The sequence below is a fragment of the Streptomyces sp. NPDC004051 genome, assembly GCF_053604275.1.
Genome location: NZ_JBSGHG010000003.1, coordinates 150,819 through 175,718, shown reverse-complemented (window position 1 = coordinate 175,718; position 24,900 = coordinate 150,819). Strand labels below are relative to the sequence as shown.

The 24,900-nt window shown below is 71.8% G+C and carries 19 protein-coding genes and 1 pseudogene; 14 read left to right on the top strand and 6 right to left on the bottom strand.

Annotated features, from left to right (window positions below; translation table 11 throughout):
- Positions 1-52: 52 nt before the first annotated feature.
- On the top strand, positions 53-685 hold the full coding sequence (locus ACWEQO_RS06050) for a Uma2 family endonuclease (RefSeq protein ID WP_452979444.1): 633 nt from the start codon (positions 53-55) through the stop codon (positions 683-685).
- A 38-nt stretch (positions 686-723) separates the two neighbouring features.
- On the opposite strand, the gene ACWEQO_RS06045 is transcribed toward ACWEQO_RS06050, so the two are convergent.
- On the bottom strand, positions 724-1,977 hold the full coding sequence (locus ACWEQO_RS06045) for a class I SAM-dependent methyltransferase (RefSeq protein WP_452979441.1): 1,254 nt from the start codon (positions 1,975-1,977) through the stop codon (positions 724-726).
- A gap of 157 nt (positions 1,978-2,134) precedes the next feature.
- Here ACWEQO_RS06045 and ACWEQO_RS06040 point away from each other — a divergent pair, with 157 nt between their 5' ends.
- The 5 genes from ACWEQO_RS06040 (at position 2,135) to ACWEQO_RS06020 (ending at position 6,796) form a co-directional block, all read left to right on the top strand.
- Positions 2,135-3,022 carry a polysaccharide deacetylase family protein gene (locus ACWEQO_RS06040; RefSeq protein WP_361449988.1) on the top strand — a complete coding sequence of 296 codons (888 nt, stop codon included), beginning with the start codon at positions 2,135-2,137 and terminating at the stop codon, positions 3,020-3,022.
- Positions 3,022-3,798 (top strand): polysaccharide deacetylase family protein, encoded by a 777-nt coding sequence (locus ACWEQO_RS06035; protein WP_452979745.1) that lies wholly within the window; start codon positions 3,022-3,024, stop codon positions 3,796-3,798. Before ACWEQO_RS06040 ends, ACWEQO_RS06035 begins: the two co-directional genes overlap by 1 nt.
- A 280-nt stretch (positions 3,799-4,078) precedes the next feature.
- Positions 4,079-4,387, top strand: a complete 309-nt coding sequence (gene groES, locus ACWEQO_RS06030) for a co-chaperone GroES (protein ID WP_109377710.1) — start codon at positions 4,079-4,081, stop codon at positions 4,385-4,387.
- A gap of 118 nt (positions 4,388-4,505) precedes the next feature.
- Positions 4,506-6,131, top strand: coding sequence for a chaperonin GroEL (groL, locus tag ACWEQO_RS06025; protein ID WP_361449994.1), 1,626 nt, complete (start codon positions 4,506-4,508; stop codon positions 6,129-6,131).
- A 230-nt stretch (positions 6,132-6,361) separates the two neighbouring features.
- Positions 6,362-6,796, top strand: coding sequence for an ankyrin repeat domain-containing protein (locus ACWEQO_RS06020; RefSeq protein WP_452979436.1), 435 nt, complete (start codon positions 6,362-6,364; stop codon positions 6,794-6,796).
- A 70-nt stretch (positions 6,797-6,866) separates the two neighbouring features.
- Here ACWEQO_RS06020 and ACWEQO_RS06015 read toward each other — a convergent pair whose 3' ends face one another.
- Positions 6,867-7,640, bottom strand: coding sequence for an SDR family NAD(P)-dependent oxidoreductase (locus ACWEQO_RS06015; RefSeq protein WP_361449999.1), 774 nt, complete (start codon positions 7,638-7,640; stop codon positions 6,867-6,869).
- 117 nt (positions 7,641-7,757) lie between these two features.
- Entirely contained in the window at positions 7,758-8,438 is a 681-nt protein-coding gene (locus tag ACWEQO_RS06010; protein ID WP_452979432.1) for an MOSC domain-containing protein, read from the bottom strand.
- Between the two features lie 81 nt (positions 8,439-8,519).
- Between ACWEQO_RS06010 and ACWEQO_RS06005 the strand changes: the two genes are divergently transcribed.
- Positions 8,520-9,416, top strand: coding sequence for a LysR family transcriptional regulator (locus ACWEQO_RS06005; RefSeq protein WP_361450005.1), 897 nt, complete (start codon positions 8,520-8,522; stop codon positions 9,414-9,416).
- Positions 9,417-9,497: 81 nt separating this feature from the next.
- Here the strand turns inward: ACWEQO_RS06005 and ACWEQO_RS06000 are convergent, their stop codons facing one another.
- Entirely contained in the window at positions 9,498-9,893 is a 396-nt protein-coding gene (locus ACWEQO_RS06000; protein WP_452979429.1) for a WhiB family transcriptional regulator, read from the bottom strand.
- A gap of 379 nt (positions 9,894-10,272) precedes the next feature.
- Here ACWEQO_RS06000 and ACWEQO_RS05995 point away from each other — a divergent pair, with 379 nt between their 5' ends.
- From ACWEQO_RS05995 to ACWEQO_RS05980, 4 genes are all read left to right on the top strand, one after another.
- Positions 10,273-10,884 carry a response regulator transcription factor gene (locus ACWEQO_RS05995; RefSeq protein WP_003948568.1) on the top strand — a complete coding sequence of 204 codons (612 nt, stop codon included), beginning with the start codon at positions 10,273-10,275 and terminating at the stop codon, positions 10,882-10,884.
- Positions 10,885-11,375: 491 nt separating this feature from the next.
- Positions 11,376-11,963 (top strand): sigma-70 family RNA polymerase sigma factor, encoded by a 588-nt coding sequence (locus ACWEQO_RS05990; RefSeq protein WP_279334388.1) that lies wholly within the window; start codon positions 11,376-11,378, stop codon positions 11,961-11,963.
- 175 nt (positions 11,964-12,138) lie between these two features.
- Positions 12,139-13,641 carry an IMP dehydrogenase gene (gene guaB, locus ACWEQO_RS05985; RefSeq protein WP_361450012.1) on the top strand — a complete coding sequence of 501 codons (1,503 nt, stop codon included), beginning with the start codon at positions 12,139-12,141 and terminating at the stop codon, positions 13,639-13,641.
- A 126-nt stretch (positions 13,642-13,767) separates the two neighbouring features.
- Positions 13,768-14,892: a GuaB3 family IMP dehydrogenase-related protein gene (locus ACWEQO_RS05980; RefSeq protein WP_361450015.1), complete on the top strand. Its 1,125-nt coding sequence runs from the start codon at positions 13,768-13,770 to the stop codon at positions 14,890-14,892.
- A gap of 582 nt (positions 14,893-15,474) precedes the next feature.
- Here the strand turns inward: ACWEQO_RS05980 and ACWEQO_RS05975 are convergent.
- The gene (locus tag ACWEQO_RS05975; protein WP_452979424.1) at positions 15,475-16,683 is read right to left on the bottom strand and encodes a nucleotide sugar dehydrogenase; all 1,209 of its coding nucleotides are present in this window, start codon (positions 16,681-16,683) and stop codon (positions 15,475-15,477) included.
- 274 nt (positions 16,684-16,957) lie between these two features.
- On the opposite strand from ACWEQO_RS05975, the gene ACWEQO_RS05970 reads away from it, so the two are divergent.
- On the top strand, positions 16,958-18,664 hold the full coding sequence (locus ACWEQO_RS05970) for a glycerol-3-phosphate dehydrogenase/oxidase (protein ID WP_361450021.1): 1,707 nt from the start codon (positions 16,958-16,960) through the stop codon (positions 18,662-18,664).
- An 87-nt stretch (positions 18,665-18,751) separates the two neighbouring features.
- Here the strand turns inward: ACWEQO_RS05970 and ACWEQO_RS05965 are convergent.
- A pseudogene (locus tag ACWEQO_RS05965) lies at positions 18,752-19,792 on the bottom strand (serine hydrolase domain-containing protein).
- A gap of 171 nt (positions 19,793-19,963) precedes the next feature.
- Between ACWEQO_RS05965 and ACWEQO_RS05960 the strand changes: the two are divergent.
- Together ACWEQO_RS05960 and ACWEQO_RS05955 are read left to right on the top strand one after the other, a co-directional pair.
- Positions 19,964-22,090 carry a protein kinase domain-containing protein gene (locus ACWEQO_RS05960; protein WP_452979420.1) on the top strand — a complete coding sequence of 709 codons (2,127 nt, stop codon included), beginning with the start codon at positions 19,964-19,966 and terminating at the stop codon, positions 22,088-22,090.
- Positions 22,091-22,243: 153 nt separating this feature from the next.
- A complete protein-coding gene (locus tag ACWEQO_RS05955; RefSeq protein WP_452979417.1) occupies positions 22,244-24,781 on the top strand; it encodes a protein kinase in 2,538 nt (845 codons plus the stop codon).
- The last annotated feature ends 119 nt before the right edge of the window (positions 24,782-24,900 follow it).

Sequence of the window (24,900 nt, the reverse complement as noted above, 5' to 3'; positions counted from 1 at the left end):
CTTGTGCCGCAGTGGCGCCCGCGCCCACACTTGAAGGAGGAGGTGCTTCTCGATGACCGCTCTCGCAGAAGAGGTGGCCCCAGTGGCGTACAAGCCTGTTTCCGAGCCGGGTTCCGACCTGGACGAGGTCCTGTGGCAGGCGTGGAAGGCCATGGATCTCCCCGAGGGCTACCGGGCCGAGATCATCGAAGGGTCCATCGAGGTGTCGCCTACCGGTCGTCGTCGTCATGGCGTGCTCGTCAACCGTCTCCGCCGCGCGCTGGACGCCCACCTGGGGGAGAGCGGTTACGCGGCTCTCCAGGACGTCAACGCCATCCACCGTCAGAAGGCCTGGGTGCCCGACCTGTTCGTGGCCCCCCTCGATCTCGACGAGATCCCCGACGAGGACGGTCTCGGTGTGGACGCCGCCGGGGTCGGGATGGTCGTCCAGGTCACCTCGCCCGGCCACCGGAACCTCCAGCGCGACCGCGTCCGCAAGCGCCGGGAGTACGCCCGCGCCGGGATTCCGGTGTACGTGATCGTCGACGACTTCGACGACGAGGGAGCCGTGCTCGTCCTGACGTCCCCCGATCCCAAGAAGGCCAAGTACGCCGACGAGCACCGTGTCCCCTACGGCACCGACGCGGTGATCCCGGAGGGGCCGGCCAAGGGCTTCGCCGTCGGCAAGGCGATCGTCGGGTCCTGAGCCGACCCCGCGGGGCCTCACCGGGCCGCCTGCGGGCCTCACCGCACCGGGTGCCCCAGCAACATCGTCGGGGCGCCCGCGACGCGGGTGAGGAAGACCGTGACGGACTCGGGGCCGTGGGGTCTGGGCAGGGCCTTACGGCGGAGTTCCTCCGGTTCCACCGCCGATCCGCGCTTCTTGACGGTCAGTGTGCCGATGCGGCGCTCACGCAGCAGTGCCTTCAGCTTCTTGACGTTGAAGGGGAGCCGGTCGGTGATCTCGTAGGCGGTGGCGTACGGGGTGGGGCGGTGCTCGTCGGCGGTGACATAGGCGATGGTCGGGTCGATGAGCCCGCCGTCGAGCTGTTCGGCGACCTCGGCGACGAGATGGGCGCGGATGACGGCGCCGTCGGGCTCGTACAGGTACCGGCCGGGCGGGCGCACCTCGGGGTCCGGCAGTCCGCGGGAGAGGAGCGTGTGCGGGCCGGGCAGCAGGGTCGCCCGGATCGCAGGGGCCGCCGGGGTCGTAGGGGCCGCCGGGGTCGCGTCCTCCGCCCCGGCGGCAGAGGTCCGCCCGTGGCCGAACCACAGCACCGCCTCCTTCACCTCCCCGCCGTCCGAGATCCACTCGGCCTCCGCGTCGGCGGGGACGGCCTCGTGCGGGATGCCCGGTGCCACCTTCAGCGCGGCGGCGCGGGGCGCCCTGCGGGCCGCCTCGACCGCCCAGGACAGCGGCGGTGAGTAGGCCTCGGGGTCGAAGACGCGACCGCGGCCGCCCCGCCGGGCCGGATCGACGAAGACGGCGTCGTAACCGGCCGGGTCCACCTCCGTGACATCGGCCTCCCGCACCTCGATCAGCCCGGCCAGGCCCAGCTCGTCGGCGTTCGCGCGGGCCGCCGCCGCGGTGAGCGGGTCCCGGTCCACCGCCAGCACCCGGATCCCGGCCCGGGCCAGCGCGATCGCGTCCCCGCCGATCCCGCAGCACAGGTCGGCCACCGAGGTCACGCCCGACTCCTTCAGCCGCCGCGCCCGGTACGCCGCCACGCTCGCCCGGGTCGACTGCTCGACTCCGTTCGGCGTGAAGAACATGCGCGCGGCGTCCTGGGCCCCGAACTTCGCCACCGCCCGCTGCCGCAGGCGCGCCTGGCCGAGCGCCGCCGAGACCAGTTCCGCCGGATGCTCGCGGCGCAGCCGGGTCGCGACGGCGAGTTCTCGCGCCGGATCGGTGTCGCGCACCTCCTCGAGCAGGGCGCGGCCCTCGGGGGTGAGGAGCGGGGCGAGGGGCGAGGCGGAGAGGGGGGTGCGGTCGTTCACCGGCCCATTGTGGGTCAGGCGCGGGCCGGCTGTGGGCCAGTCGGTGGACGGTGTGCGGCCGGCCGCGGTGTCGGGCCGGCTCCGGGGCGGTGGACTGCGAGGATCCGGCTCCATGCGAGTAGTAGGACAAAACGATAAAAGACAGTCACGGTGGGGTGTGCGGGCAGGTGTTGCCGTACTCACCCTCGCAGCCCTCGCCCCCCTGGCCGCGGGCTGCGGAAAGGACTCCACCGCCCCGGACCCGGCCGAGGGCGGCCGGCGGCCCCTCGCCGCGCCCCCGGCCCGTGAGCACGGCCCCCACGCCGCCGAACCGCGCGCCGCGTACGCCGCGCGCGCGGCCGCCGCGAAACGCTGGGGGCTCCAGGAGGTGCCCCTGGCCGCCCCGCCGGCGCCCGGGAAGAAGCCGAGGATCACCACCCGTGAGGGCTTCGAGGTCGACGGCCACCGGCGACTGGACCTCCCCCCGGTCTTCACCACCGTCCCCACGGACGAGAAGGTCGTCTTCCTCACCATCGACGACGGCGCCGAGAAGGACCCGGCGTTCCTGCGCATGATGAGCGAGCTGAAGATCCCGTACACCGCCTTCCTCAGCGACTACGTCATCAGGGAGGACTACGGCTACTTCGAGGAGATGCAGGACCGGGGCGTCGGCCTGAACAACCACACCCTGAGCCACCCGCCCCTGCGCGGCCTGTCCTACGTCCGCCAGAAGCGCGAGATCTGCGGCATGCAGGACGTCCTCGAGGAGCGGTACGGCCACCGCCCCGTCCTGTTCCGCCCGCCGTTCGGCACCTATGACAAGAACACCCTGCGCGCGGCCAAGTCCTGCGGCGTCGAGTACGTCCCGCTGTGGAACGAGGAGGTCTTCGTCGACCGCTGGGACTACCGCGAAGGGGACGGGAAACTGCGCCCCGGCGACATCGTCCTCACCCACTTCCGGGGCCGGAACGAGTGGAAGGGCACCATGCCCGACATGATCCGCCGCTTCCTGGACAAGGTCACGGCCGAGGGGTACGCGGTGGGACGCCTGGAGGACTACCTGTGATCCGGCGGGGGGCGGCCGTGGCGGTCCTCCCGGCAGTGCTGGCGGCGCTGGCGGTGCTGGCGGCGTCGGCGGTGCTGGTGGGTTGCGGCCCGCCGGCCGGGCGGCCGGTCGTGGGCCCCGCCGGCCGAGGGGGTGGGGGCGCCGGGGGCGCGGGGGACGGAGCGGGGCAGTCGCCCGGCCGCGTCCCGCCCGTCGTGGACCGGGTGCCGACCCGGGACGCGGTCGTCTTCCTGACCTACGACGACGGCGCCGAACGCGACCCCCGTTTCATCGACCTCGTACGGCAGCGCCGCCTTCCCGTCAGCATGTTCCTCACGGACAGTGTGGTGGGGCCGGGCTACGGCCACTTCGCCCGCCTGCGTTCGGTCGGTGCGAGTCTGCAGAACCACACCCTCGACCACCCCGCCCTGCGCGGCCTGCCCTACGCCGGCCAGCGCGCCGAGATCTGCGGCCAGCAGCACAAGCTCCAGTCCCGCTTCGGCGTCCGTCCCCACCTCTTCCGCCCGCCCTACGGCACGTACGACGCCACGACCCTCCGCGCCGCCGCCGACTGCGGCATCACGGCGGTCGTGCTCTGGCGGGTGACGCTGGAGGGCGACGGCACCCTCACGTACGCCCGGGGCGCCCGCCGCCTGGGCCCCGGCGACATCATCTCCGTCCCCGCCGGTGAGATCCCGCCCCTGACCCTGGCGGAGCGGACGGCACGTCTGCTGCGCGGGCTGGAGGAACAGGGGCTGAGGGTCGGGAGGCTGGAGGACCACCTGCGGCACCGGTGAGCACCCGGCCCGTCCGGGGCGCTCCCGGGGCCGGTCGTCGGAGCGCCGGGCGGCCGCGCACACCCGTACGACCGACGCGTTCCACCGCCGACGCGAACACAGGGAATTGGCACTCCGCTTGACCGAGTGCTAATCGCGGTCATAGTCTCGGGTCTGGCACTCCCCCCTGGAGAGTGCCAACACACGCGACGGGCAGGTCCGGCACCCGCGACGACGGATCGACCTGGTCGCCACCTCAGACAGTTAACCCCGTGAGATCTCCGAAGGGGGAGGTCGGATCGTGACGACCGCCAGCTCCAAGGTTGCCATCAAGCCGCTCGAGGACCGCATCGTGGTCCAGCCGCTCGACGCCGAGCAGACCACGGCTTCGGGCCTGGTCATTCCGGACACCGCCAAGGAGAAGCCCCAGGAGGGCGTCGTCCTGGCCATCGGTCCGGGCCGCATCGAGGACGGCAAGCGCGTCGAACTCGACGTGAAGGTCGGCGACGTCGTGCTCTACAGCAAGTACGGCGGCACCGAGGTGAAGTACAACAACGAGGAGTACCTCGTTCTCTCGGCCCGCGACGTTCTCGCGATCATCGAGAAGTAAGTCACCTCGTAGCACATTTGCTCCGAAACTGCGCCCCTGGTCCCGACACGCTTACTGAGCCGGGGGCCCGGGGCGCAGTGATTTTTCACCCCTGATTTCCGAGAGGGCTCCCGCTGCCATGGCGAAGATCCTGAAGTTCGACGAGGACGCCCGTCGCGCCCTTGAGCGCGGCGTCAACAAGCTTGCCGACACGGTGAAGGTGACGATCGGTCCCAAGGGCCGCAACGTCGTCATCGACAAGAAGTTCGGCGCCCCCACCATCACCAACGACGGTGTCACGATCGCCCGCGAGGTCGAGGTCGAGGACCCGTACGAGAACCTCGGCGCCCAGCTGGTCAAGGAGGTGGCGACCAAGACCAACGACATCGCGGGTGACGGTACGACCACCGCGACCGTGCTGGCCCAGGCCCTGGTCCGCGAGGGCCTGAAGAACGTCGCCGCGGGTGCCTCCCCGGCCGCCCTGAAGAAGGGCATCGACGCCGCCGTCGCCGCGGTCGCCGAGGACCTCCTCGCCTCGGCGCGCCCGATCGACGAGAAGTCCGACATCGCCGCCGTCGCCGGGCTGTCCGCCCAGGACCAGCAGGTCGGCGAGCTCATCGCCGAGGCGATGGACAAGGTCGGCAAGGACGGTGTCATCACCGTCGAGGAGTCCAACACCTTCGGTCTGGAGCTGGACTTCACCGAGGGCATGGCCTTCGACAAGGGCTACCTGTCGCCGTACTTCGTGACGGACCAGGAGCGCATGGAAGCCGTCCTGGACGACCCGTACATCCTCATCACGCAGGGCAAGATCGGCTCCATCGCCGAGCTGCTGCCGCTGCTGGAGAAGGTCATCCAGGCCAACGCCTCCAAGCCGCTGCTGATCATCGCCGAGGACGTCGAGGGCGAGGCCCTGTCGACCCTGGTCGTCAACAAGATCCGCGGCACGTTCAACGCCGTCGCGGTCAAGGCCCCCGGCTTCGGCGACCGCCGCAAGGCGATGCTGCAGGACATGGCCGTCCTCACCGGCGCCACTGTCGTCTCCGAGGAGGTCGGCCTCAAGCTCGACCAGGTCGGCCTGGACGTGCTGGGCTCCGCCCGCCGTGTCACCGTCACCAAGGACGACACCACGATCGTCGACGGTGCCGGGAACAAGGAGGACGTGACCGGTCGCGTCGGCCAGATCAAGGCCGAGATCGAGGCCACCGACTCCGACTGGGACCGCGAGAAGCTCCAGGAGCGCCTCGCGAAGCTGGCCGGCGGCGTGTGCGTCATCAAGGTCGGCGCCGCCACCGAGGTGGAGCTGAAGGAGAAGAAGCACCGTCTGGAGGACGCCATCTCCGCGACCCGCGCCGCGGTCGAGGAGGGCATCGTCTCCGGTGGTGGCTCCGCGCTCGTCCACGCCGTCAAGGTCCTCGAGGGCAACCTCGACAAGACCGGCGACGAGGCCACCGGTGTCTCGGTCGTCCGCCGCGCCGCCGTCGAGCCGCTGCGCTGGATCGCCGAGAACGCCGGCCTCGAGGGCTACGTCATCGTCTCCAAGGTCGCCGAGCTCGAGAAGGGCAGCGGCTACAACGCCGCCACCGACGAGTACGGCGACCTGATCAAGGCCGGCGTCATCGACCCGGTCAAGGTCACCCGCTCTGCCCTGGAGAACGCCGCCTCCATCGCCTCCCTCCTGCTCACGACCGAGACCCTGGTCGTCGAGAAGAAGGAAGAGGAGGAGCCGGCCGCCGGTGGTCACGGCCACGGCCACGCCCACTGAGCATCCCGCTCGTGGCGGACGTCGGTGACCGACGTCCGTAGTCGGACACGCAGGCCCGGCACCGCTGCCCAGCGGCGCCGGGCCTGCGTGCTGTGCCGGTGCTCGCACTCGTGCGGGTGCCGCAGAGGGGAGCCCGTCGTCGCCGGCCCCGAGAACGGAGTGCCGCTGTCGGTGCCGGTCAGGGGATACGGATGGCCTTACTCCGTCCGTGATCGCTAGCCTCACCCACCATGAAACGGCGTCGGCAGAAGAAGCTCTCCCGTCAGCTCAGCGAAGCGACTGTGGCGGCCGACGCCGCCCGCGTGCAGGCACTCCTGCGGGCCGGAGCGGACCCGGAGCGAGGAGACGGGGACGGCACCACCCCTCTCTACCTGGCCTCCGTGCAGGGGGAAGCCGAGGTCGCACGCCTGCTCCTGGAAGCCGGGGCCCGCCCCGACACCGAGAGCAGTGGGGTCGGCTCGGACGGCACACCGCTGTGCGCGGCCGCGTGCTGGGGGCACACCGAGACCGTGCGCGAGCTGTTGGCGCACGGCGCCGACCCGAACCTCCGGGAAGACCGCGGAACAGGTTGGTCTCCCCTGGACTGGGCGGAGCGCGGCCCCCACCTCGAGACGGCCGCGCTCCTCGTCACAGCGGGAGCAGGACCCACCAGGAACACGAGATAGCCGTCCGGCGGCCCATGACCTGGCCGTCGAACCGCCGAGGCTCTCTTCGCAACAGGACCGGGCCGTGCCGTCAGCGCGGCCCGTACTTGCGGCCCGTCCGGGAGGAGAGGCCGCCCAGGAGGTCGCGCGGGACCAGCTTCGCCGCTCCCAGCAGGACCTTGTACCGCGGGTCCGGGATCGACACCGACTTGCCGCGGGCCAGGTCCGCGAGGGCCGCCTCCGCCACCTTGTCCGCGTCGAGCCACATCCACTTCGGGATGCTGTCCGTCCCCATCCCCGCCCGCTTGTGGAACTCGGTGCGGACGAAGCCGGGGCACAGCGCCATCAGGCGTACGCCGCTGCCCGCCAGATCCTGCGCCGCGCCCTGGGTGAACTGCACCACCCACGCCTTGGACGCCCCGTAGGTTCCGCGCGGCACGAACGCGGCGGTCGAGGCGACGTTCACGATGCCCCCGCGTCCGCGCTCCCGCATCGCCTCCGCCGCCGCCGACGTCAGCCGCAGCACCGCCTCGCAGTGGACCTTGAACATCCTCAGCTCGTCCGCCATCGGGACCTCGAGGTACCGGCCCTTGTTGCCGAAGCCCGCGTTGTTGATCAGCAGGTCGACGGGGTTCCTGCGGTCGCCCAGCCGCTCGGCCACCACCTCGATGCCCTTGTCCTCCGCGAGGTCGGCCCGCAGCACCTCCGCCTCGATGCCGTGGCGGTCGTGGAGCTCGGTCGCCTGCTCGCGGAGCCGGACGATGTCGCGGGCCACCAGCACCAGGTCGTGCCCGTCGGCTGCCAGCTTCCGTGCGAACGCGGCACCGATCCCGGCCGTCGATCCCGTAATCAGAGCGGTTGTCATGGCCCAAGACTAGTTACCCGGAGTCCGGGCGTCCGCCCGGCACCGCCGCCCGGCCGGTGCACTGAAGCCCGACCGGATCAGTCACCGGGGAAACGGTGCGACGCCCGTGGCTCTCCGTCAGGCCCCCCGGCCCGCCCCGTGCTTCGTCTCGTACTGCCGCGCCTTGGCCAGTGCCTCGGGGTGCAGCGTGTCCGCCGCCGCCAGCAGGCGCGGCAGCAGCGCCCGCTCCGTCGTCACCGCCCGGAACTGCAGCGCGACCGTCACCTCGTGGTCCGGCCGGTGCACCCTCCGTATCGTGTCGCCCGCCCGGACCTCACCGGGCCGGACGACCCGCAGATAGGCACCCGGCGCGCCCCGCTGCGTGAACCGCTTCACCCAGCCCTTCTCACCCAGATGGCCCTGGAAGGTGCGGCAGGGAATGCGTCCGGAGGTGACCTCCAGCACCACCTCGGACCCGATGCCCCAGCGCTCACCGATCAGGGTGCCGGACAGGTCGATCCCCGCCGTGGTGAGGTTCTCGCCGAACGAGCCGTTCGGCAGCGTGCGGCCCAGCACGCCCTCCCACTCGTCGAGGTCCTCGCGGGCCATCGCGTACACGGCCTGGTCATCGCCCCCGTGGTGCCGCGTCTCGCACACCGCGTCCCCGGCCAGCCCGCTCGCACCGACCCCCTTCGGCCCCGGCGCCGCCACCCGTACCGGCCCGTCCACCGGACGCTTGTCGATGCCGGTCACGCCCTCGGGCTGATCCGTGTACGGCACGGCTTGGGGACGCCCCAGGTTCACAGACAGAAGTTTCATGGGCTGCACGGTAAGCGATACGGGCCAAAGCGCCGAAGCGGTATTCGGCGTCGTGCCAAAGGGCGGCTTATCCTCGAGGATGTGATCGAAGCCCGTCATCTCCGTGTGCTGCGCGCCGTGGCCACCACCGGTTCGTTCTCCGCGGCGGCCCGGGAACTGGGCTGCACCCAGCCCGCCGTCAGCCAGCAGATGAAGGCGCTGGAAGGGTCCGTGGGCACGCCGCTGCTCATCCGCACCGGGCGCGAGATGCGCATGACGCAGGCCGGAGAGGTGCTGGTGCGCCACGCGGCCGGCGTTCTCGCCGGGCTGACCGCCGCCGAGGAGGAGGTCGCCGCCATCGCCGGGCTGCGGGCGGGGCGGGTGCGGCTCGTCTCCTTTCCCAGCGGCAGTTCGACGCTGGTCCCGACAGCCCTCGCCGCGCTGCGCGACGACCACCCCGGCACCCGTGTCTCCCTGGAGGAGGCCGAGCCGCCCCGGTCCGTCGAGATGCTGCGCGAGGGCGACTGCGACATCGCCCTCGCCTTCCGGTACGAGGGAGCGGCGGGTTCCGAGGAGTGGGACGACCTGGTCGTGCGCCCGCTGCTCACGGACCGGCTCGTGGGGCTGGTGCCCGAGCGGCACCGGCTGGCGCATGCTCAGTCCCTCGCCATAGGCGAACTCGCCGGGGAACCGTGGATCGCGGGCTGCCCGCGTTGCCGTGGTCAGCTGATCGAGGTGTGTGAGACGGCGGGCTTCACCCCGCGCATCGACTTCGCGACCGACGACTACCCCGCGGTGGCCGGCCTGGTCGGTGCGGGGCTCGGGGTGGCCGTCCTCCCCCAGCTGGCCCTCGAGTCCGTACGGCCCAGGGGGGTGCGCACGGTGGCCCTGGAGCCCGCGGTGCGGCGGGAGATCGTCGCGCTGACGCTTCCCGACCTCGCCCGGGTGCCCGCGGTCGACGCGACGCTCGACCGGCTGGCGCGGGCAGCCGGCCGGTAGGCCGGGCCCGGCGGGGGCCGTGGGACGCCGCCCGCGAAAAAACGAGGGTACGTGCGTACCCCGTGATGAAGAAACGTTCCTTCAGTTGTTCGAAGCGGTGTGCTCACCGGCGCTCGAGACCGACGCTGGGACCGGCACCGACACGGTCGGTGCCGCCGGTGACGAGCCCGCTGATGAGGCCGGGGACGACACCAGGCGGTGGCGCGCCCTGCCCATCAGCTCTTCGCGTTCGTCCTCGGTCAGGCCGCCCCACACGCCGTACGGTTCACGCACGGCCAGTGCGTGGGCGGCGCACTCGGCGCGTACCGGGCACCTCATGCAGACCTCTTTGGCCGAGTTCTCGCGAGCACTTCGTGCCGCCCCGCGCTCACCCTCGGGGTGGAAGAAGAGCGAACTGTCCACCCCGCGGCATGCGGCCAGGAGCTGCCAGTCCCACAGGTCCGCGTTCGGTCCTGGAAGGCGGGAGAAATCTGCCATTTCGTGACCCCTTGTAGCCATTCTGGGCGGATCCGTGTCCACGACCGTACAACTACGATCCAAGGAGATGAAAATATGACCCATTGCGAATCTAGCCTCAGACACCAGTAAATGGGAAGAAAAGGGTCCGAAAGGGGCATTGGTTGTGATGAAAGTTCGAGGGTCCCCCGCGCGTGTCTGCGCTGTGTTCGTCCCCTCACGTAGAGTGCCGAAGACAGCGGCCGGCCCCGTAACTCTTTCGAGTGACCGTCGTTGAGAGTGCGAGGCGGTTGAAGGAACAAGCGCTCGGGCGGGTGTCCGAAGCGGTCGACCGCACAGGTGACGATTTCGTACCAGCCTGGAGGCACAAGGTGACGCGCATCAGCTGCGGAGGGCGGCCATGACTTCCGTCCTCGTCTGCGACGACTCCCCGCTTGCCCGAGAGGCGCTGCGCCGCGCGGTCGCGACCGTGCCCGGCGTCGAGCGCGTGACGACGGCCGCCAACGGCGAGGAAGTCCTCCGCCGCTGGGGTGCCGACCGCTCGGACCTGATTCTGATGGACGTACGCATGCCCGGTCTGGGCGGTGTCGAGACCGTCCGGCGGCTGCTGTCCGCCGACCCCGGTGCGCGCATCATCATGCTCACCGTCGCCGAGGACCTCGACGGCGTGGCACTCGCCGTGGCCGCCGGCGCCCGCGGCTATCTGCACAAGGACGCCTCCCGCGCGGAGTTGCGCGCGACGGTCACCCAGGCACTCGCCGACCCGACCTGGCGGCTCGCCCCGCGGCGGCTGCGCTCGGCGGAGATGGGCGCCGCGCCCACGCTCACCGCGCGGGAGATCCAGGTCCTCGAGGGCATGAGTCACGGCCGCTCCAACGCCGAGATCGGCCGCGAGCTGTTCCTCTCCGAGGACACCGTCAAGACGCACGCACGGCGCCTCTTCAAGAAGCTCGGCGCGTCGGACCGGGCCCACGCGGTGGCGCTCGGATTCCGGTGGGGCCTGGTGCGCTAGGACCTGTCCTTCGGATCGGACCGGTCCCGGGGTGCGACATCGAGCGGCGGCCCGTGGGTACGCGGATGCCCCGCGCGGGCCGTTCCCGCCCGGACCGCACCCGCGCGGGGCCGCACCGATGACGGGCGACGCCACCGGTGCGAACCGCCGCCGCGCCGCCGGGTGCGGCGCGCGGTCCGGCGGGGCGGGCGCGCGGCTCGACCGCCCCGGACCGATCCGGACGACAGGTCCTGCGGCCGTCCGCTCATGCCTTGTCGGCAGAGGCGCGGAAAGCCCGGCCCACCAGGGCGCCGAAGCCGACCGCCGGGTGCCCTGTGCCTGTTTCGCGGCGGATGACGCATCCTTGAGGTGTGGAGTTCCTCGGGGACGAGTCGGTCGAGCGGAAGGGGAGGGCGCAGGGGATGAGTGCCGGCGCACCTGCTCATAACGCTTCGGTGCACAACAAGGGACGTGGTGCCGCGGAGCAGGGGACCGCAGGGCACCATGGACCGATGCGCGACGACGAGGCGGGCACTGCCCAAGGGGCGATCGGTGCGCTCGTCCACCGCGCTGTCGACGGGGACGAGCAGGCGACACACGATCTGCTCGCCCATGTCCACCCCCTGGCGCTGCGGTACTGCCGCACCCGCCTGTCCCGGCTCCCGGGCGACGCCCGGCACTTCGTCGAGGACCTCGCCCAGGAGGTCTGTGTGGCGGTGCTCCTCGCGCTGCCCCGCTACCGGGACACCGGCCGTCCCTTCGAGGCGTTCGTCTTCGCCATCGCCGCGCACAAGGTGGCCGACCTGCAGCGCGCGGCGATGCGTCATCCCGGTCTGACGGCCGTACCGTCCGACGAGATGCCCGAGCGTCCCGACGACTCCCTCGGCCCGGAGGAGCGCGCTCTCCTCAGCAGCGACGCCGCGTGGGCCAAGAAACTGCTGGCCAACCTCCCCGAGAACCAGCGCGAGCTGCTTCTGCTGCGCATCGCCGTGGGCCTCACCGCGGAGGAGACCGGCCAGATGTTGGGAATGTCACCCGGCGCCGTCCGGGTCGCCCAGCACCGCGCGCTGAGCCGGCTGCGAGCTTTGGCGGAACAGTGACCAGCACTGCGGAAACCATCCGCCGCCCGGCATGCCCTCGGGTGGTGAACGGGCATCCGGACGATTCCGTACGAACATACGAAGACCGGAACCGTGCGGAACCGTGGAATGGGACACCCCCACTTCCCGTTAGCATGGACATCCGCACCGATCAAGGCCATTTGGGGAAGGTGTCATGACTGCGAACGTCGACGGAGTGCCCGGAAAATTCGCGACACTCGGGCTGACCTACGACGACGTGCTGCTGCTGCCGGGTGCATCCGAGGTGCTCCCCAACGCGGTCGACACCTCGTCCCACATCTCGCGCAACGTCCGTGTGAACATCCCGCTGCTCTCGGCGGCCATGGACAAGGTGACCGAGTCCCGCATGGCGATCGCGATGGCCCGCCAGGGCGGCGTCGGCGTCCTGCACCGCAACCTGTCCATCGAGGACCAGGCCAACCAGGTCGACCTGGTGAAGCGCTCCGAGTCCGGCATGGTCACCGACCCGATCACCATCCACCCCGACGCCACGCTCGCCGAGGCCGACGCGCTGTGCGCCAAGTTCCGCATCAGCGGCGTCCCGGTCACCGACGGCGACAAGAAGCTGCTCGGCATCGTCACCAACCGTGACATGGCCTTCGAGACCGACCGCTCCCAGCGGGTGCGCGACGTCATGACGCCGATGCCGCTGGTCACCGGGCAGGTCGGCATCTCCCGCGTGGACGCCATGGAGCTGCTGCGCCGCCACAAGATCGAGAAGCTTCCCCTGGTCGACGACGAGGGCGTCCTCAAGGGCCTCATCACGGTCAAGGACTTCGTGAAGGCCGAGCAGTACCCCCACGCCGCGAAGGACTCGGAGGGCCGTCTGATCGTCGGTGCCGCCGTGGGCGCGAGCCCCGAGGCGCTCGAGCGTGCCCAGGCGCTCGCCGCGGCCGGGGTGGACTTCCTGGTCGTCGACACCTCCCACGGCCACAACAGCAACGCGCTCAGCTGGATGTCGAAGATCAAGTCGAGCGTCGGCATCGATGTCATCGGCGGCAACGTCGCGACGCGTGACGGCGCCCAGGCGCTGATCGACGCCGGTGTCGACGGGATCAAGGTGGGCGTGGGCCCCGGCTCGATCTGCACCACCCGTGTGGTCGCCGGCATCGGCGTTCCGCAGGTCACCGCCATCTACGAGGCGTCCCTCGCGGCGCGTCCGGCGGGCGTGCCGTTGATCGGCGACGGCGGTCTGCAGTACTCCGGCGACATCGGCAAGGCGCTGGCCGCCGGCGCCGACACGGTGATGCTCGGCAGCCTCCTCGCCGGCTGCGAGGAGTCACCCGGCGAGCTGCAGTTCATCAACGGCAAGCAGTACAAGTCGTACCGAGGCATGGGCTCGCTCGGCGCCATGCAGTCGCGCGGCCAGGCCAGGTCGTACTCGAAGGACCGCTACTTCCAGTCCGACGTCGCCTCCGACGACAAGCTCGTCCCCGAGGGCATCGAGGGCCAGGTGCCCTACCGAGGCCCGCTGGCCAACGTGCTGCACCAGCTCGTCGGCGGCCTGCGCCAGACCATGGGCTACGTGGGCGCCGCCACCATCGAGGAGATGGAGAGCAAGGGCCGCTTCGTGCGGATCACCTCCGCGGGCCTCAAGGAGAGCCACCCGCACGACATCCAGATGACGGTCGAGGCACCGAACTACAGCCGCAAGTAGGCAGCGGCCCCCGAGGGCGGTCCCGGAGCATCCGGGGCCGCCCTCGCCGTATGTCCGGCGCGCCGACCGCCACGGCCGTCGGGGATACTGGAAGGCGCTGCAACGCATCAGGGAAAGGCCACAGACGTGACTGAGATCGAGATCGGGCGAGGCAAGCGGGGCCGCCGGGCGTACGCCTTCGACGACATCGCCGTCGTCCCCAGCCGCCGTACGCGGGACCCGAAGGAGGTCTCGATCGCCTGGCAGATCGACGCCTACCGCTTCGAGCTGCCCTTCCTGGCGGCCCCCATGGACTCGGTCGTCTCACCGGCCACGGCGATCCGCATCGGCGAGCTCGGCGGCCTCGGTGTGCTGAACCTCGAAGGACTGTGGACGCGGTACGAGGACCCGCAGCCGCTGCTCGACGAGATCACCGAACTGGACGCCGAGTCGGCCACACGCCGTTTCCAGGAGATCTACGCCGCCCCGATCAAGGAGGAGCTGATCGGGCAGCGCATCAAGGAGGTGCGCGACTCCGGCGTCGTCACCGCGGCCGCGCTCTCCCCGCAGCGCACCGCCCAGTTCTCCAAGGCCGTCGTCGACGCCGGCGTGGACATCTTCGTGATCCGCGGGACGACGGTCTCCGCGGAGCACGTCTCCAGCTCGCACGAGCCGCTCAACCTGAAGCAGTTCATCTACGAACTCGACGTCCCGGTGATCGTCGGCGGCTGCGCCACCTACACCGCGGCCCTGCACCTGATGCGCACCGGTGCGGCCGGCGTCCTGGTGGGCTTCGGCGGCGGCGCCGCGCACACCACCCGCAACGTGCTGGGCATCCAGGTCCCCATGGCCACAGCGGTCGCCGACGTGGCCGCCGCCCGCCGTGACTACATGGACGAGTCCGGCGGCCGGTACGTGCACGTGATCGCGGACGGCGGCGTCGGCTGGTCGGGCGACCTGCCCAAGGCGATCGCCTGCGGCGCCGACGCGGTGATGATGGGCTCCCCGCTCGCGCGCGCCACCGACGGCCCGGGCAAGGGCAACCACTGGGGCATGGAAGCCGTCAACGAGGAACTGCCCCGTGGCAAGAAGGTCGACCTGGGCACCGTCGGCACCATCGAGGAGATCCTCACCGGCCCGTCCCACACCTCCGACGGCTCGATGAACCTCTTCGGCGCCCTGCGCCGCGCCATGGCCACCACCGGGTACAGCGAGCTGAAGGAGTTCCAGCGCGTCGAGGTGACGGTGGCGGACTCGCAGCACCGGCGATGACGTGACGCCGCGCTCGCCCCGAGCGCGGCGGACGCCCTTGAGAGTGATGACGGGGCCCGGCCACCCCACCGGCATGCGGGGTGGCCGGGCCCCGTCGTGTGTCCGGGTGGGGGAGTGGTGGTGGGGGCGCGTGGGGCGGTAGGGGGGGCGTGCGGTTGCTTTCGGGGTGAATGTCGGAGGAAAGGGCGTTTCGGGTCGATAGTGTCCGTGTTCGGCGGCTCGGCTCTCGGGGTCGCCCCCTTCCAAGGACACGTTCCGGACCTCGCCCTTCGGGGCCCGGACCGATTCCGAACGGACCGCCCAACCGGGCTGACGGGCGGCCTCGTGGGAGGGGGCGTGCCCATGGGTCGCCACCGCAAGCCCACCCGCTGGGACCGTATCCGTCTGTGGACGGTGAAGTGCCGGAGGAGGTGGGTCTTGCGGATCTTTGGATGGTGAGCGGCCACCCCTACGAGAACTAGGGGTGGACACTCCGTGATCCATCTGGGGCCTGCCACAGTTAGCCGCTGCGGTGGGCCCCACTTTTCTGTACGGTACCGGATTCGCCGGCGGCTGGAGCGCGGGCGTCCTGGGCGCCCCCTCTCACAACCGGTGCGCCGCCCCCGTCGGGGTGGCCCCGCGGGTGTCCAGCAGCAGCTGGGCCTTCACCGACAGGCCCTGCAGGTCGTACGTGCGGTGCTGCTGGAGCAGGATCGTCAGGTCGGCGTCGGCGGCGGCCTCGTACAGGGAGTCGGCGCGCGGGAGGGGCCGGTCGAGCACGCTCCAGGACGGCACGTGCGGGTCGTGGTAGCTGACGGAGGCGCCCAGCTCCATCAGCCGCGTCGCGATCTCCTGTGCGGGACTGCCCTGCTGGTCGGCGAGGTCGGCCTTGTAGGTGACGCCGAGGAGCAGCACGCGTGCGCCGCGGGCGGACTTGCCGTGTTCGTTGAGGAGCGCGGCGGCGCGCCGCACGACGTAGTGGGGCATCCGTCCGTTGACCTGCTGGGCGAGTTCCGCCATCCGCAGGGTGCGGCCGGTGTGGGCGGTCAGGTCCTGGGCGACGGCGTGGCCGCCGACGCCGGGGCCGGGGCGGAAGGCATGGAAGCCGAAGGGTTTGGTCTCCGCGCAGCGGATGACGTCCCACAGGTCGACGCCCAGGTCGTGGCAGAGCACGGCCATCTCGTTGACGAGGGCGGTGTTGACGTGCCGGAAGTTGGTCTCCAGCAACTGCACGGTCTCCGCTTCCCGTGGGCCGCGCGCGCGTACGACCTTGTCGGTGAGCCTTCCGTAGAACGCGGCGGCCGACTCGGTGCAGGCCGGGGTGAGCCCGCCGATGACCTTGGGGGTGTTGGCGGGGGTGAAGTCGCGGTTGCCGGGATCGACGCGGCTGGGGGAGTAGGCGAGGTGGAAGTCGCGGCCCGCGCGGAGCCCGGATCCGGATTCGAGCAGGGGGCGCAGGAGGCTCTCGGTCGTCCCGGGCGGGGCCGGCGACTCGAGGATCACCGTGGTGTGCGGGCGCAGCCGCGCGGCCAGGGTGCGGGCGGCGGTCTCCACCTGGCTGAGGTCCAGCCCGCCTTCCGCGCCGGGCGGGGCCGGTGCGCAGATGACCGCCGTCCGCACCCGGCCGAGTTCGGCCGGGCTGGTCATCACCCGGAACCCCTGCGCGACCATGCGGCGCAGTTCGGCGGGGCTGAGGGAGGCGGCCTCCGGGCCGGTCCGGTAGCCGATGGTGGGGATGCCGGCGGTGACGGCGGCCTGGGCCAGGGGCAGGCCGTAGGGGCCGAGTCCGATGACGGCGAGATCTGCGGGCATGGCGTGGGCCGTCCTTCCCAGTAACCGAAGCGGGGCAGGTGCGCAAGCCCTGTGGACAGAACGAGCGAGCGCAATGTCAGACTAGGAGTAAATATGACCGATTTGCTGTATTGATCGGTCGAGTTTCGGCGAGTCGCCGCACGGGTTGTCCACAGGCTGGGAGCCGAGCGGTGGCTGCGACCGGGCAACCCGGCCAGAATTTGGGCATGAGGGAGGGGGGACCGGGCTTCGCCCCACGGGTGCGGCCGATGCGACCGACGAGCGGGAGGCAGCGGTGAGGACAGCGACACTGGGACCGGCGGAGCGCGCCGAGTCACTCGCATCCATGGCCGAGCGTGAGCTGGACATCCTGGTGGTGGGCGGCGGTGTGGTGGGTGCCGGCACCGCGCTCGACGCCGTGACCCGTGGTCTGTCCACGGGACTGGTCGAGGCGCGTGACTGGGCGTCGGGCACCTCCAGCCGGTCCAGCAAACTCATCCACGGCGGACTGCGCTATCTGGAGATGCTCGACTTCGCCCTCGTACGGGAGGCGTTGAAGGAGCGTGGCCTGCTGCTGGGGAAACTCGCCCCGCACCTGGTGAAGCCGGTGCCGTTCCTCTACCCGTTGCAGCACAGGGGGTGGGAGCGGCTGTACGCCGGGGCGGGCGTCGCGCTCTACGACACCATGTCGATGGCCCCCGGGTACGGACGCGGGCTGCCCGTGCACCGGCACCTGAGTCGACGTCACGCACTGCGTGTGGCCCCGTGCTTGAAGAAGGAAGCCCTGGTCGGGGCGTTGCAGTACTACGACGCCCAGATGGACGACGCCCGGTTCGTGGCGACCCTGGTGCGCACCGCGGCGGCGTACGGCGCGCGGGTCGCCAACCGCGCCCGGGTGACCGGGTTCCTGCGTGAGGGCGAACGGGTCGTCGGCGCCCGGGTGCGGGACGCCGAGGGCGGCGGGGAGTACGAGATCCGCGCCAAGCAGGTCGTCAACGCCACCGGGGTGTGGACCGACGACACCCAGGCGATGGTGGGCGAGCGGGGCCAGTTCCACGTACGTGCCTCCAAGGGCATCCACCTGGTCGTCCCCAAGGACCGCATCCACTCCACGACCGGGCTCATCCTGCGCACGGAGAAGTCCGTGCTGTTCGTCATCCCGTGGGGCCGGCACTGGATCGTCGGGACCACGGACACCGGCTGGGACCTGGACAAGGCGCACCCGGCGGCGTCCAGCGCGGACATCGACTATCTGCTCGAGCACGTGAACTCGGTGCTCGCGGTCCCGCTCAGCAGGGACGACGTCCAGGGCGTGTACGCCGGCCTCCGGCCGCTGCTCGCCGGGGAGTCCGACGCCACCAGCAAGCTGTCGCGGGAGCACACCGTGGCGCATCCCGTCCCCGGACTCGTCGTGGTCGCGGGCGGCAAGTACACGACGTACCGGGTGATGGCCAAGGACGCGGTGGACGAGGCCGTGCACGGCCTCGACGTGCGCGTCGCCGCCTGCGTCACCGAGGACACGCCGTTGGTGGGCGCCGAGGGGTACCAGGCGTTGTGGAACGCACGGGCGCGGATCGCCGCGCGCACCGGACTGCACGTGGTGCGGGTCGAGCACCTGCTGAACCGGTACGGGACGCTGGCGGAGGAGGTCCTGGAACTGATAGCCCGGGACCCCTCGCTGGGCGAACCGCTGCAGGCGGCCGACGACTATCTGCGCGCCGAGATCACCTACGCCGCCTCGCACGAGGGAGCGCGCCACCTGGACGACGTGCTGACCCGGCGCACCCGCATATCGATCGAGACGTTCGACCGGGGTACGCGCAGCGCACGGGAGGCCGCCGAGCTGATGGCGCCGGTGCTGGGCTGGGACGAGGACCGGATCGAGCGCGAGGTGCAGCACTACGAGAAGCGGGTGGAGGCCGAGCGGGAGTCGCAGCGCCAGCCGGACGACCTGACGGCGGACGCGGCACGGCTGGGAGCGCCGGACATCGTTCCGATGTAGGCCGGTGCGAGTCGGGGCGCTTCCACCCGGCTTTCACTCGAACGAGTGTCGTGAACCGGGATCTCTGTTCTGAACCCGGGCGTTCTGTCAGGTGCGGGGGCAGAACTCGGCCGCGAGGACCGCGGGTACGAGACCGGGGTCCGCCATCGCGTCCGTGTTCACCCGGAGGGTGAGGACATGCCCGCCGTCGGCGGTGGTTGCGGTGCGCACGTAACTTCCGGAGATGTGTCCGTTGTGCCCCCACACGGTGGTGCCGCACGGAAGCTTCACGGGGAGCAGGCCCATGCCGTACGAGCCGTGTGCGGCGCGGGTGTCGAGCATCTCGCGCAGGTGACGCGGGGGCAGGAGTTCACCGCCGAGCAGACTCGTGTGGAAGCGGCCCGGATCGGTGAGCGTGGTCACCGGTTCGCCCGCGGCGCCGGCCACCCGCGGGTCGAGTTCGGTGACGTCGGTTCCGTCGGTGGCGTGGGCCCGGCCGTGCGGAGCGGGCAGCGAGGTGCGGGAGCCGGGAAAGGAGGTGCCCGTCAGAAGCAGAGGGGAGATGATGCGCCGCTCGCCTCGGTGGCGTACGAGTGACCGGTGACGTGTTCGACGGCCAGGCCGAGCAGCGCGTAGTTGGTGTTCGAGTAGGCGAAGCGGCCGGGGTCGGCCGGGGAGTGGGTGAGTGCGCTACGCAGTGCCTGACGCGGAGTGAGGGGGACGCTGCCACCGGTGTCCTTGGCGAAGTCGCACAGGCCGCTGGTGTGGTTGAGCAGGGAACGCAGGGTCGGCGCGCGACCGTCGTTGCCCGCTCCTCGCACCAGCCCCGGAAGATGTTTCTCCACGGTGTCGGAGAGCGACAGGCGGTGCTCGTCCGCCAGTTTGCAGGTCGACCGTCGCGATGAACGTCTTCGTGACGCTGCCGGCGCGGAAGTGGTCGGCCCGGGTGATGCCCTCGTCGGCGGAGGCGTGACGCGGGCCGGTCTCCTCCAGGACAAGGAGAGCCGCCGCCGAGGCTCCACCCTGTGTGACCAGCAGCGGAAGGAGGGAGTCCGCCGGCGGGACCGGCAGGGTCGAGGAGGCGGTCGGGGCCAGGGCGAGCGAAGCCACGGACACAGCGACGGCCAGCGGCGTCCGAGGCGGCGGCATTCCGGCTTCCCTCTCGTCGGAGGGACATCGTGCAAGGCGGCGGAACACGTCCTTCCCCCGGGTTCCGGATGTGTCGGGTATGAGGCGTCGCCAGAGGCACCCTGGGCGTGGAGCACTTGTCGGGTGAGGGACAATGAAGTCTCTGTCAGGGCGGGTTGCTTGAGGGGACGCATGTCGGAGCCGGAGCGGGCGGGGACATCCCGTCAGGACGAGAGCGCACGTCTCCTCGCCGGGCGGTACCGGCTGGGAGACGTGCTCGGCCGCGGCGGCATGGGGACGGTGTGGCGCGCCGTGGACGAAACCCTGGGCCGGACGGTCGCCGTCAAGGAACTCCGGTTCCCGTCGAGCATCGACGAGGAGGAGAAGCGGCGGCTGATCACACGGACGCTGCGCGAGGCCAAGGCGATCGCGCGGATCCGCAACAACAACGCGGTGACGGTCTTCGACGTGGTCCAGGAGGACGACCGGCCCTGGATCGTGATGGAGCTCGTCGAGGGCAAGTCGCTCGCCGAAGCCATCCGGGAGGACGGCCTGTTGGAGCCCCGGCGGGCCGCCGAGGTCGGGCTCGCGGTGCTCGACGTGCTGCGCTCCGCGCACCGGGAGGGCATTCTGCACCGGGACGTGAAGCCGTCGAACGTGCTGATCGCCGAGGACGGCCGGGTCGTGCTCACCGACTTCGGTATCGCCCAGGTCGAGGGCGACCCGTCCATCACCTCGACCGGCATGCTCGTCGGCGCCCCCTCCTACATCTCCCCCGAGCGGGCCCGCGGGCACAAGCCGGGACCGGCGGCCGACCTCTGGTCGCTCGGCGGGCTGCTGTACGCGGCGGTGGAGGGTGCGCCGCCGTACGACAAGGGTTCCGCGATCGCGACGCTCACGGCGGTGATGACCGAGCCGCTCGAGGAGCCCAGGAACGCGGGACCGCTCAGGGACGTCATCTACGGGCTGCTCAACAAGGACCCCGCCCAGCGGCTCGACGACACCCGCGCGCGGGCCATGCTGAGCGCGGTGATCCACGCACCCGGGGGCGGACGGAGCGATCCGGAGCCGGCGGACGCGACGAAGGTCGTGCCGCTGCCCGAACAGCCCGACGGGCGCGCCGGTGGCGGAAACAGGCGGGGCGAGGAGGCCGGGGAGCGGCTGCGCGGTGCGATGCGTTCCGTGCGGAAGGCGGCGGTGGCCGCCGGCTCGGCCGGTGCGGCGGCGACACGCGCCAAGTCCGGTAGCAGTACCGTCAGTTCGACGGCCGGTACGGCTTCCGCGGGCACGGTGTCCGGTGCGGTGGCCGGGACCCGGGCCGAGGGGCGGTCGGCTGTGGGATCCCCCTCGGGTTCCGGGCAGACCTCGGTCTCGACGCCGAATTCGTCCCGTGGCTCCGGCGCGGGCTCGGGCCCGACGCCGTATCCGGCACCCGGTACGGCGTCGAACCGGGCTCCCGGGGAGCGGAGTTCGGGATGGCCCGTGATGGCGCCGCCGGACCTGCCGACGAGGTCCGTGCCGAAGGCGTCGCTCACCGACGTGGTGCCGCGGCGGACGCTGGTGGTCATCGCGGTGGTCGTGGTGCTCGCCGTGCTCGGCACCGTGCTGGCCATCGTGCTCAGCAGCGATGGCGACGAGAACGGCGCGGGGGCGAAGGGCGGCGGCGCGGACAAGATCGCCTCCAGTCAGGCGCCCGGCGCCGACACCAAGAACGCCGAGGGCACCGAGGCCGACACCAAGAGCGCCGAGGACGGTACCGGTACCGACGGTGCGGCCAACGAGTCGGTGGACTCGGGAATCAGTACGGGAGGGGAACCGGAGTCCGACGACGCCGGTTCGGAGGAGAGCGAGGCCGACGACCCGGCCGGGGACGGCGACGGCGTCTCGGCGGTGAAGGCGACGCACAACGGGAGCCAGGGGTACTCGATCGGGCTGCCCGAGGGCTGGAAGTACCGGTCGACGGACGGGGCCGGGGACCGCTTCACCGGGCCCGACGGACAGCGGCTGCTCGTCGCCTGGACGTCCACGCCGAAGGGCGACCCGGTGGCCGACTGGAAGAACCAGGAACGCGGCATGGTGCGTTCGCAGTACCAGAGGATCCGCATAGAGGCGGTGGAGTACCGGGGGTGGAACACCGCCGACTGGGAGTTCACCTACATGGACGGGGGGACGAAGTACCGGACCATCGACCGGGGGTTCGTCGTCGACGGCCGGTACGGGTACGCGCTGATGTACTCGGCGAAGGCCGCCGACTGGGACGGTGAGCAGCGCAAGGGAACGTGGCAGGCGCTGACGCAGTCCTTCGAGCCCAAGTCCTGAGCATGGACGACCGCTTGATTGGGGAGTGAGATGTGGCATCCCCTCACTGCGGGTTGCCTCCGGCACGTATCGTGAGTGTTCGCAGACCGTACGCAGCCGGAACGGGCCGCTGGGCGAGCGGAACCGACCGACCATATCGCCGGGGGAGGCACAGTGGACGAATACGCGGGACGAGTTCTCGCCGACCGCTACCGCCTGCCGCTGCCTCCCTCCGACGAGTACGAACTGACCGAGACCCGCGCCTTCGACACCTACAGCGGGCAGGAAGTCCTGGTCAGGCAGGTGCCGTTGCCGGAGGTCGTCGAGGCCGAGGTGCTCGACGCGGAGGGGCTGCCCGACGGCTTCACGGCGCGTGACGGAAGCGTCCGGCGGGCCGCCGGACGTACCGGCGACCGCGCGGGGGTGCGGCGGCCCACCGATCCCGTGGCGCGGCGCGCGGTCGAGGCCGCGCAGGCCGCGGCGGCCATCCCCGACCACCCGCGGCTGGACCAGGTCTTCGACGTGTTCGCGGAGGGCGGTTCCCTGTGGATCGTCAGCGAACTGGTGTCCGCCCGGCCGCTGGCGGCGCTGCTGGCCGAACAGCCGCTGACTCCGTACCGGGCGGCCGAGGTCGCCTCGGACGTCCTGATGGCGGTGCGGGTCCTGCACGCCCACGGCTGGGTCCACCGGAACATCACCCCGCGCACGGTGCTGGTCTGCGACGACGGCCGGGTGATGCTCACCGGTCTCGCCGTCGGCGCGGCGGAGGAGGCGCTGTGCGGGTACGACCCGGTGCCTGCCGAGGATCCCCTGGTCGCGCCCCCTCCCGCTTCGGGGGCCCCCGCTCCTGGTGCGGCGGTTCCGGGCGCCGTCGTTCCGCATGCCGCGGCGCCGGGGGCGGGAGCGGCCGGTGAGCTGGGACCGGTGGCGCCCACGGGTACGGGCACGGGCGCCTCGGCCCCGCAGCGCACTCCGTCGTGGCCCCCCGGCTTCACGGCCGAGCCGGACCCGAACCCCGACGCCGCGCGGCGGGCCGCCATAGAGGCGCGGGCCGGCCGGTTGCCCGGGGGCGGCACGGCGAATCCGGCCAACGGCACTCCCGCCGTGGCGGCCCCGCGACCCGTCGACAGCGCCGGGGACGTCAGGGCCGCACGCGCGGGGGCAATCGCCGCGTACCGGGCGGGCACCCGCGCCGCCGCCCGGGTACAGGAGGCACAGCAGAGCGGCGCGGTCCCGCCGGGGCAGATCGCCGACCCCTACGGAGTGGGAACCACCGGCAGGCCCGACACCGCGTTGCCGCCCGGCGCTTCATCCTCGGCACCCGCGCTCGGTCCCGCGGCCGGTGCGGCGGACTCGGGAGGCTTCGCCCCGCCCGGCGGAACCGCCCCGCCCGCCCGCTGGGACGAGCCCGCGGCCCAGGCGCCGGCGCGCCGGGCACCCACCACCGCGCTGGCCGCCGAGCGGGCACGACAGGCGCGGATGGCCGTCGTCGGCCCCGTGACGGAGCGGTGGGCGCCGGAGCAGGCCGGGCCCGTGCACGAGAACTGGCAGCTGGCCGCGCCCATCGGCCCCGCGACCGATCTGTGGGCGCTGGGCGCGCTCCTGTTCCGGGCCGTGCAGGGCCACGCGCCCTACCCGGAGGAGTCGACGGCCGAACTGGTGCAGATGGTGTGCGCCGAGCCTCCCGCGTTCGCCGAGGAGTGCGGGCCGCTCAGGCCGGTCGTGGAGTCGCTGCTGCGTCAGGACCCGACCGAGCGGCTGGACTTCGAGGAGCTGCGCGGCTGGCTGCGTTCACTGGTGCGGTCGGCGCCCGAGCCGGAGGCCGGTGTACACGTCATAGCGGCACCGCCGGTCGACACCAGCCGGCTGCCCGTCGTGCGGCGCCGGGGCGAGCTGGTGCGCAGACGCCGCGCCGGGCTGCCCGCGCACCACGGACGGCACAAGCGGGCCAAACGGGATTCGGGATCACCGCGCCGGTTGGGCCGCACCCTGCTTCTGCTGGTGCTGTTCGCCATGGCCGCGGCGATCGCGTACGCCGTCCTGTTCATGCCGAAGGCCGGGGAGGAGACCGGGGGCGCGGGCACGGCCGACCGCACCGGCGCCACCCAAGAGGTCGGCGGGGTGTCCCCGTCGCGGGAGGCCGGCGGAGCGCCGGGCACCGACGGCTCCTCGACGAAGCCGGACGACCCGAAGAGCCCGGAGGGCGGCGCCGAGGAGTCGGCCGCGTCCAACGAGACGCAGACCACCGGCCCCGACGCCGCCAAGGGCTTCACCCTGCGCAAGGACCCGGAGGGCTTCCGGGTCGCCGTGGCCGAGGGCTGGCAGCGCACCGGGAAGAACGGCAGCGGCCAGGTCGTCTACTCCAGCGGCGACTTCGAGCTGATCGTCGTACCGGGCCGGGACAGCGCCTCGCGGTACGGCGACGACCCGATGGCCTATCAGCGCGACGACGAGCGTGAGCTCCAGCCGTACCGCGATTCCAGCTGGGCCACCTCCACCGGGTTGAAGACCATCGAGGTGGGCGGACGGGCCATGGCCGAGGGACAGTTCACGTGGACCGGCGGCGACGGGGGCGAGCTGTACGTCCGCAACCTCGCGGCGCTGATCGACGGCCGGTACCACGTCGTGCAGGTGCGGGGCCCGGAGGGGGAGCGGGACGAGGTGAGCCGGCTGTTCGAGCAGGCGTCGACGACGTACCGGTTCACCGGCTGATCAGGGAAGCGGCAAGAAAGCAGCGAGGAAGCAGCGAGGAAGCGGCGAGGGAACGGCAGGGAGGCGCCCGGGGGCCGTACGCCTCCGCAGGAGCTCCGGTTGCCTCCCGTCCCGTACGG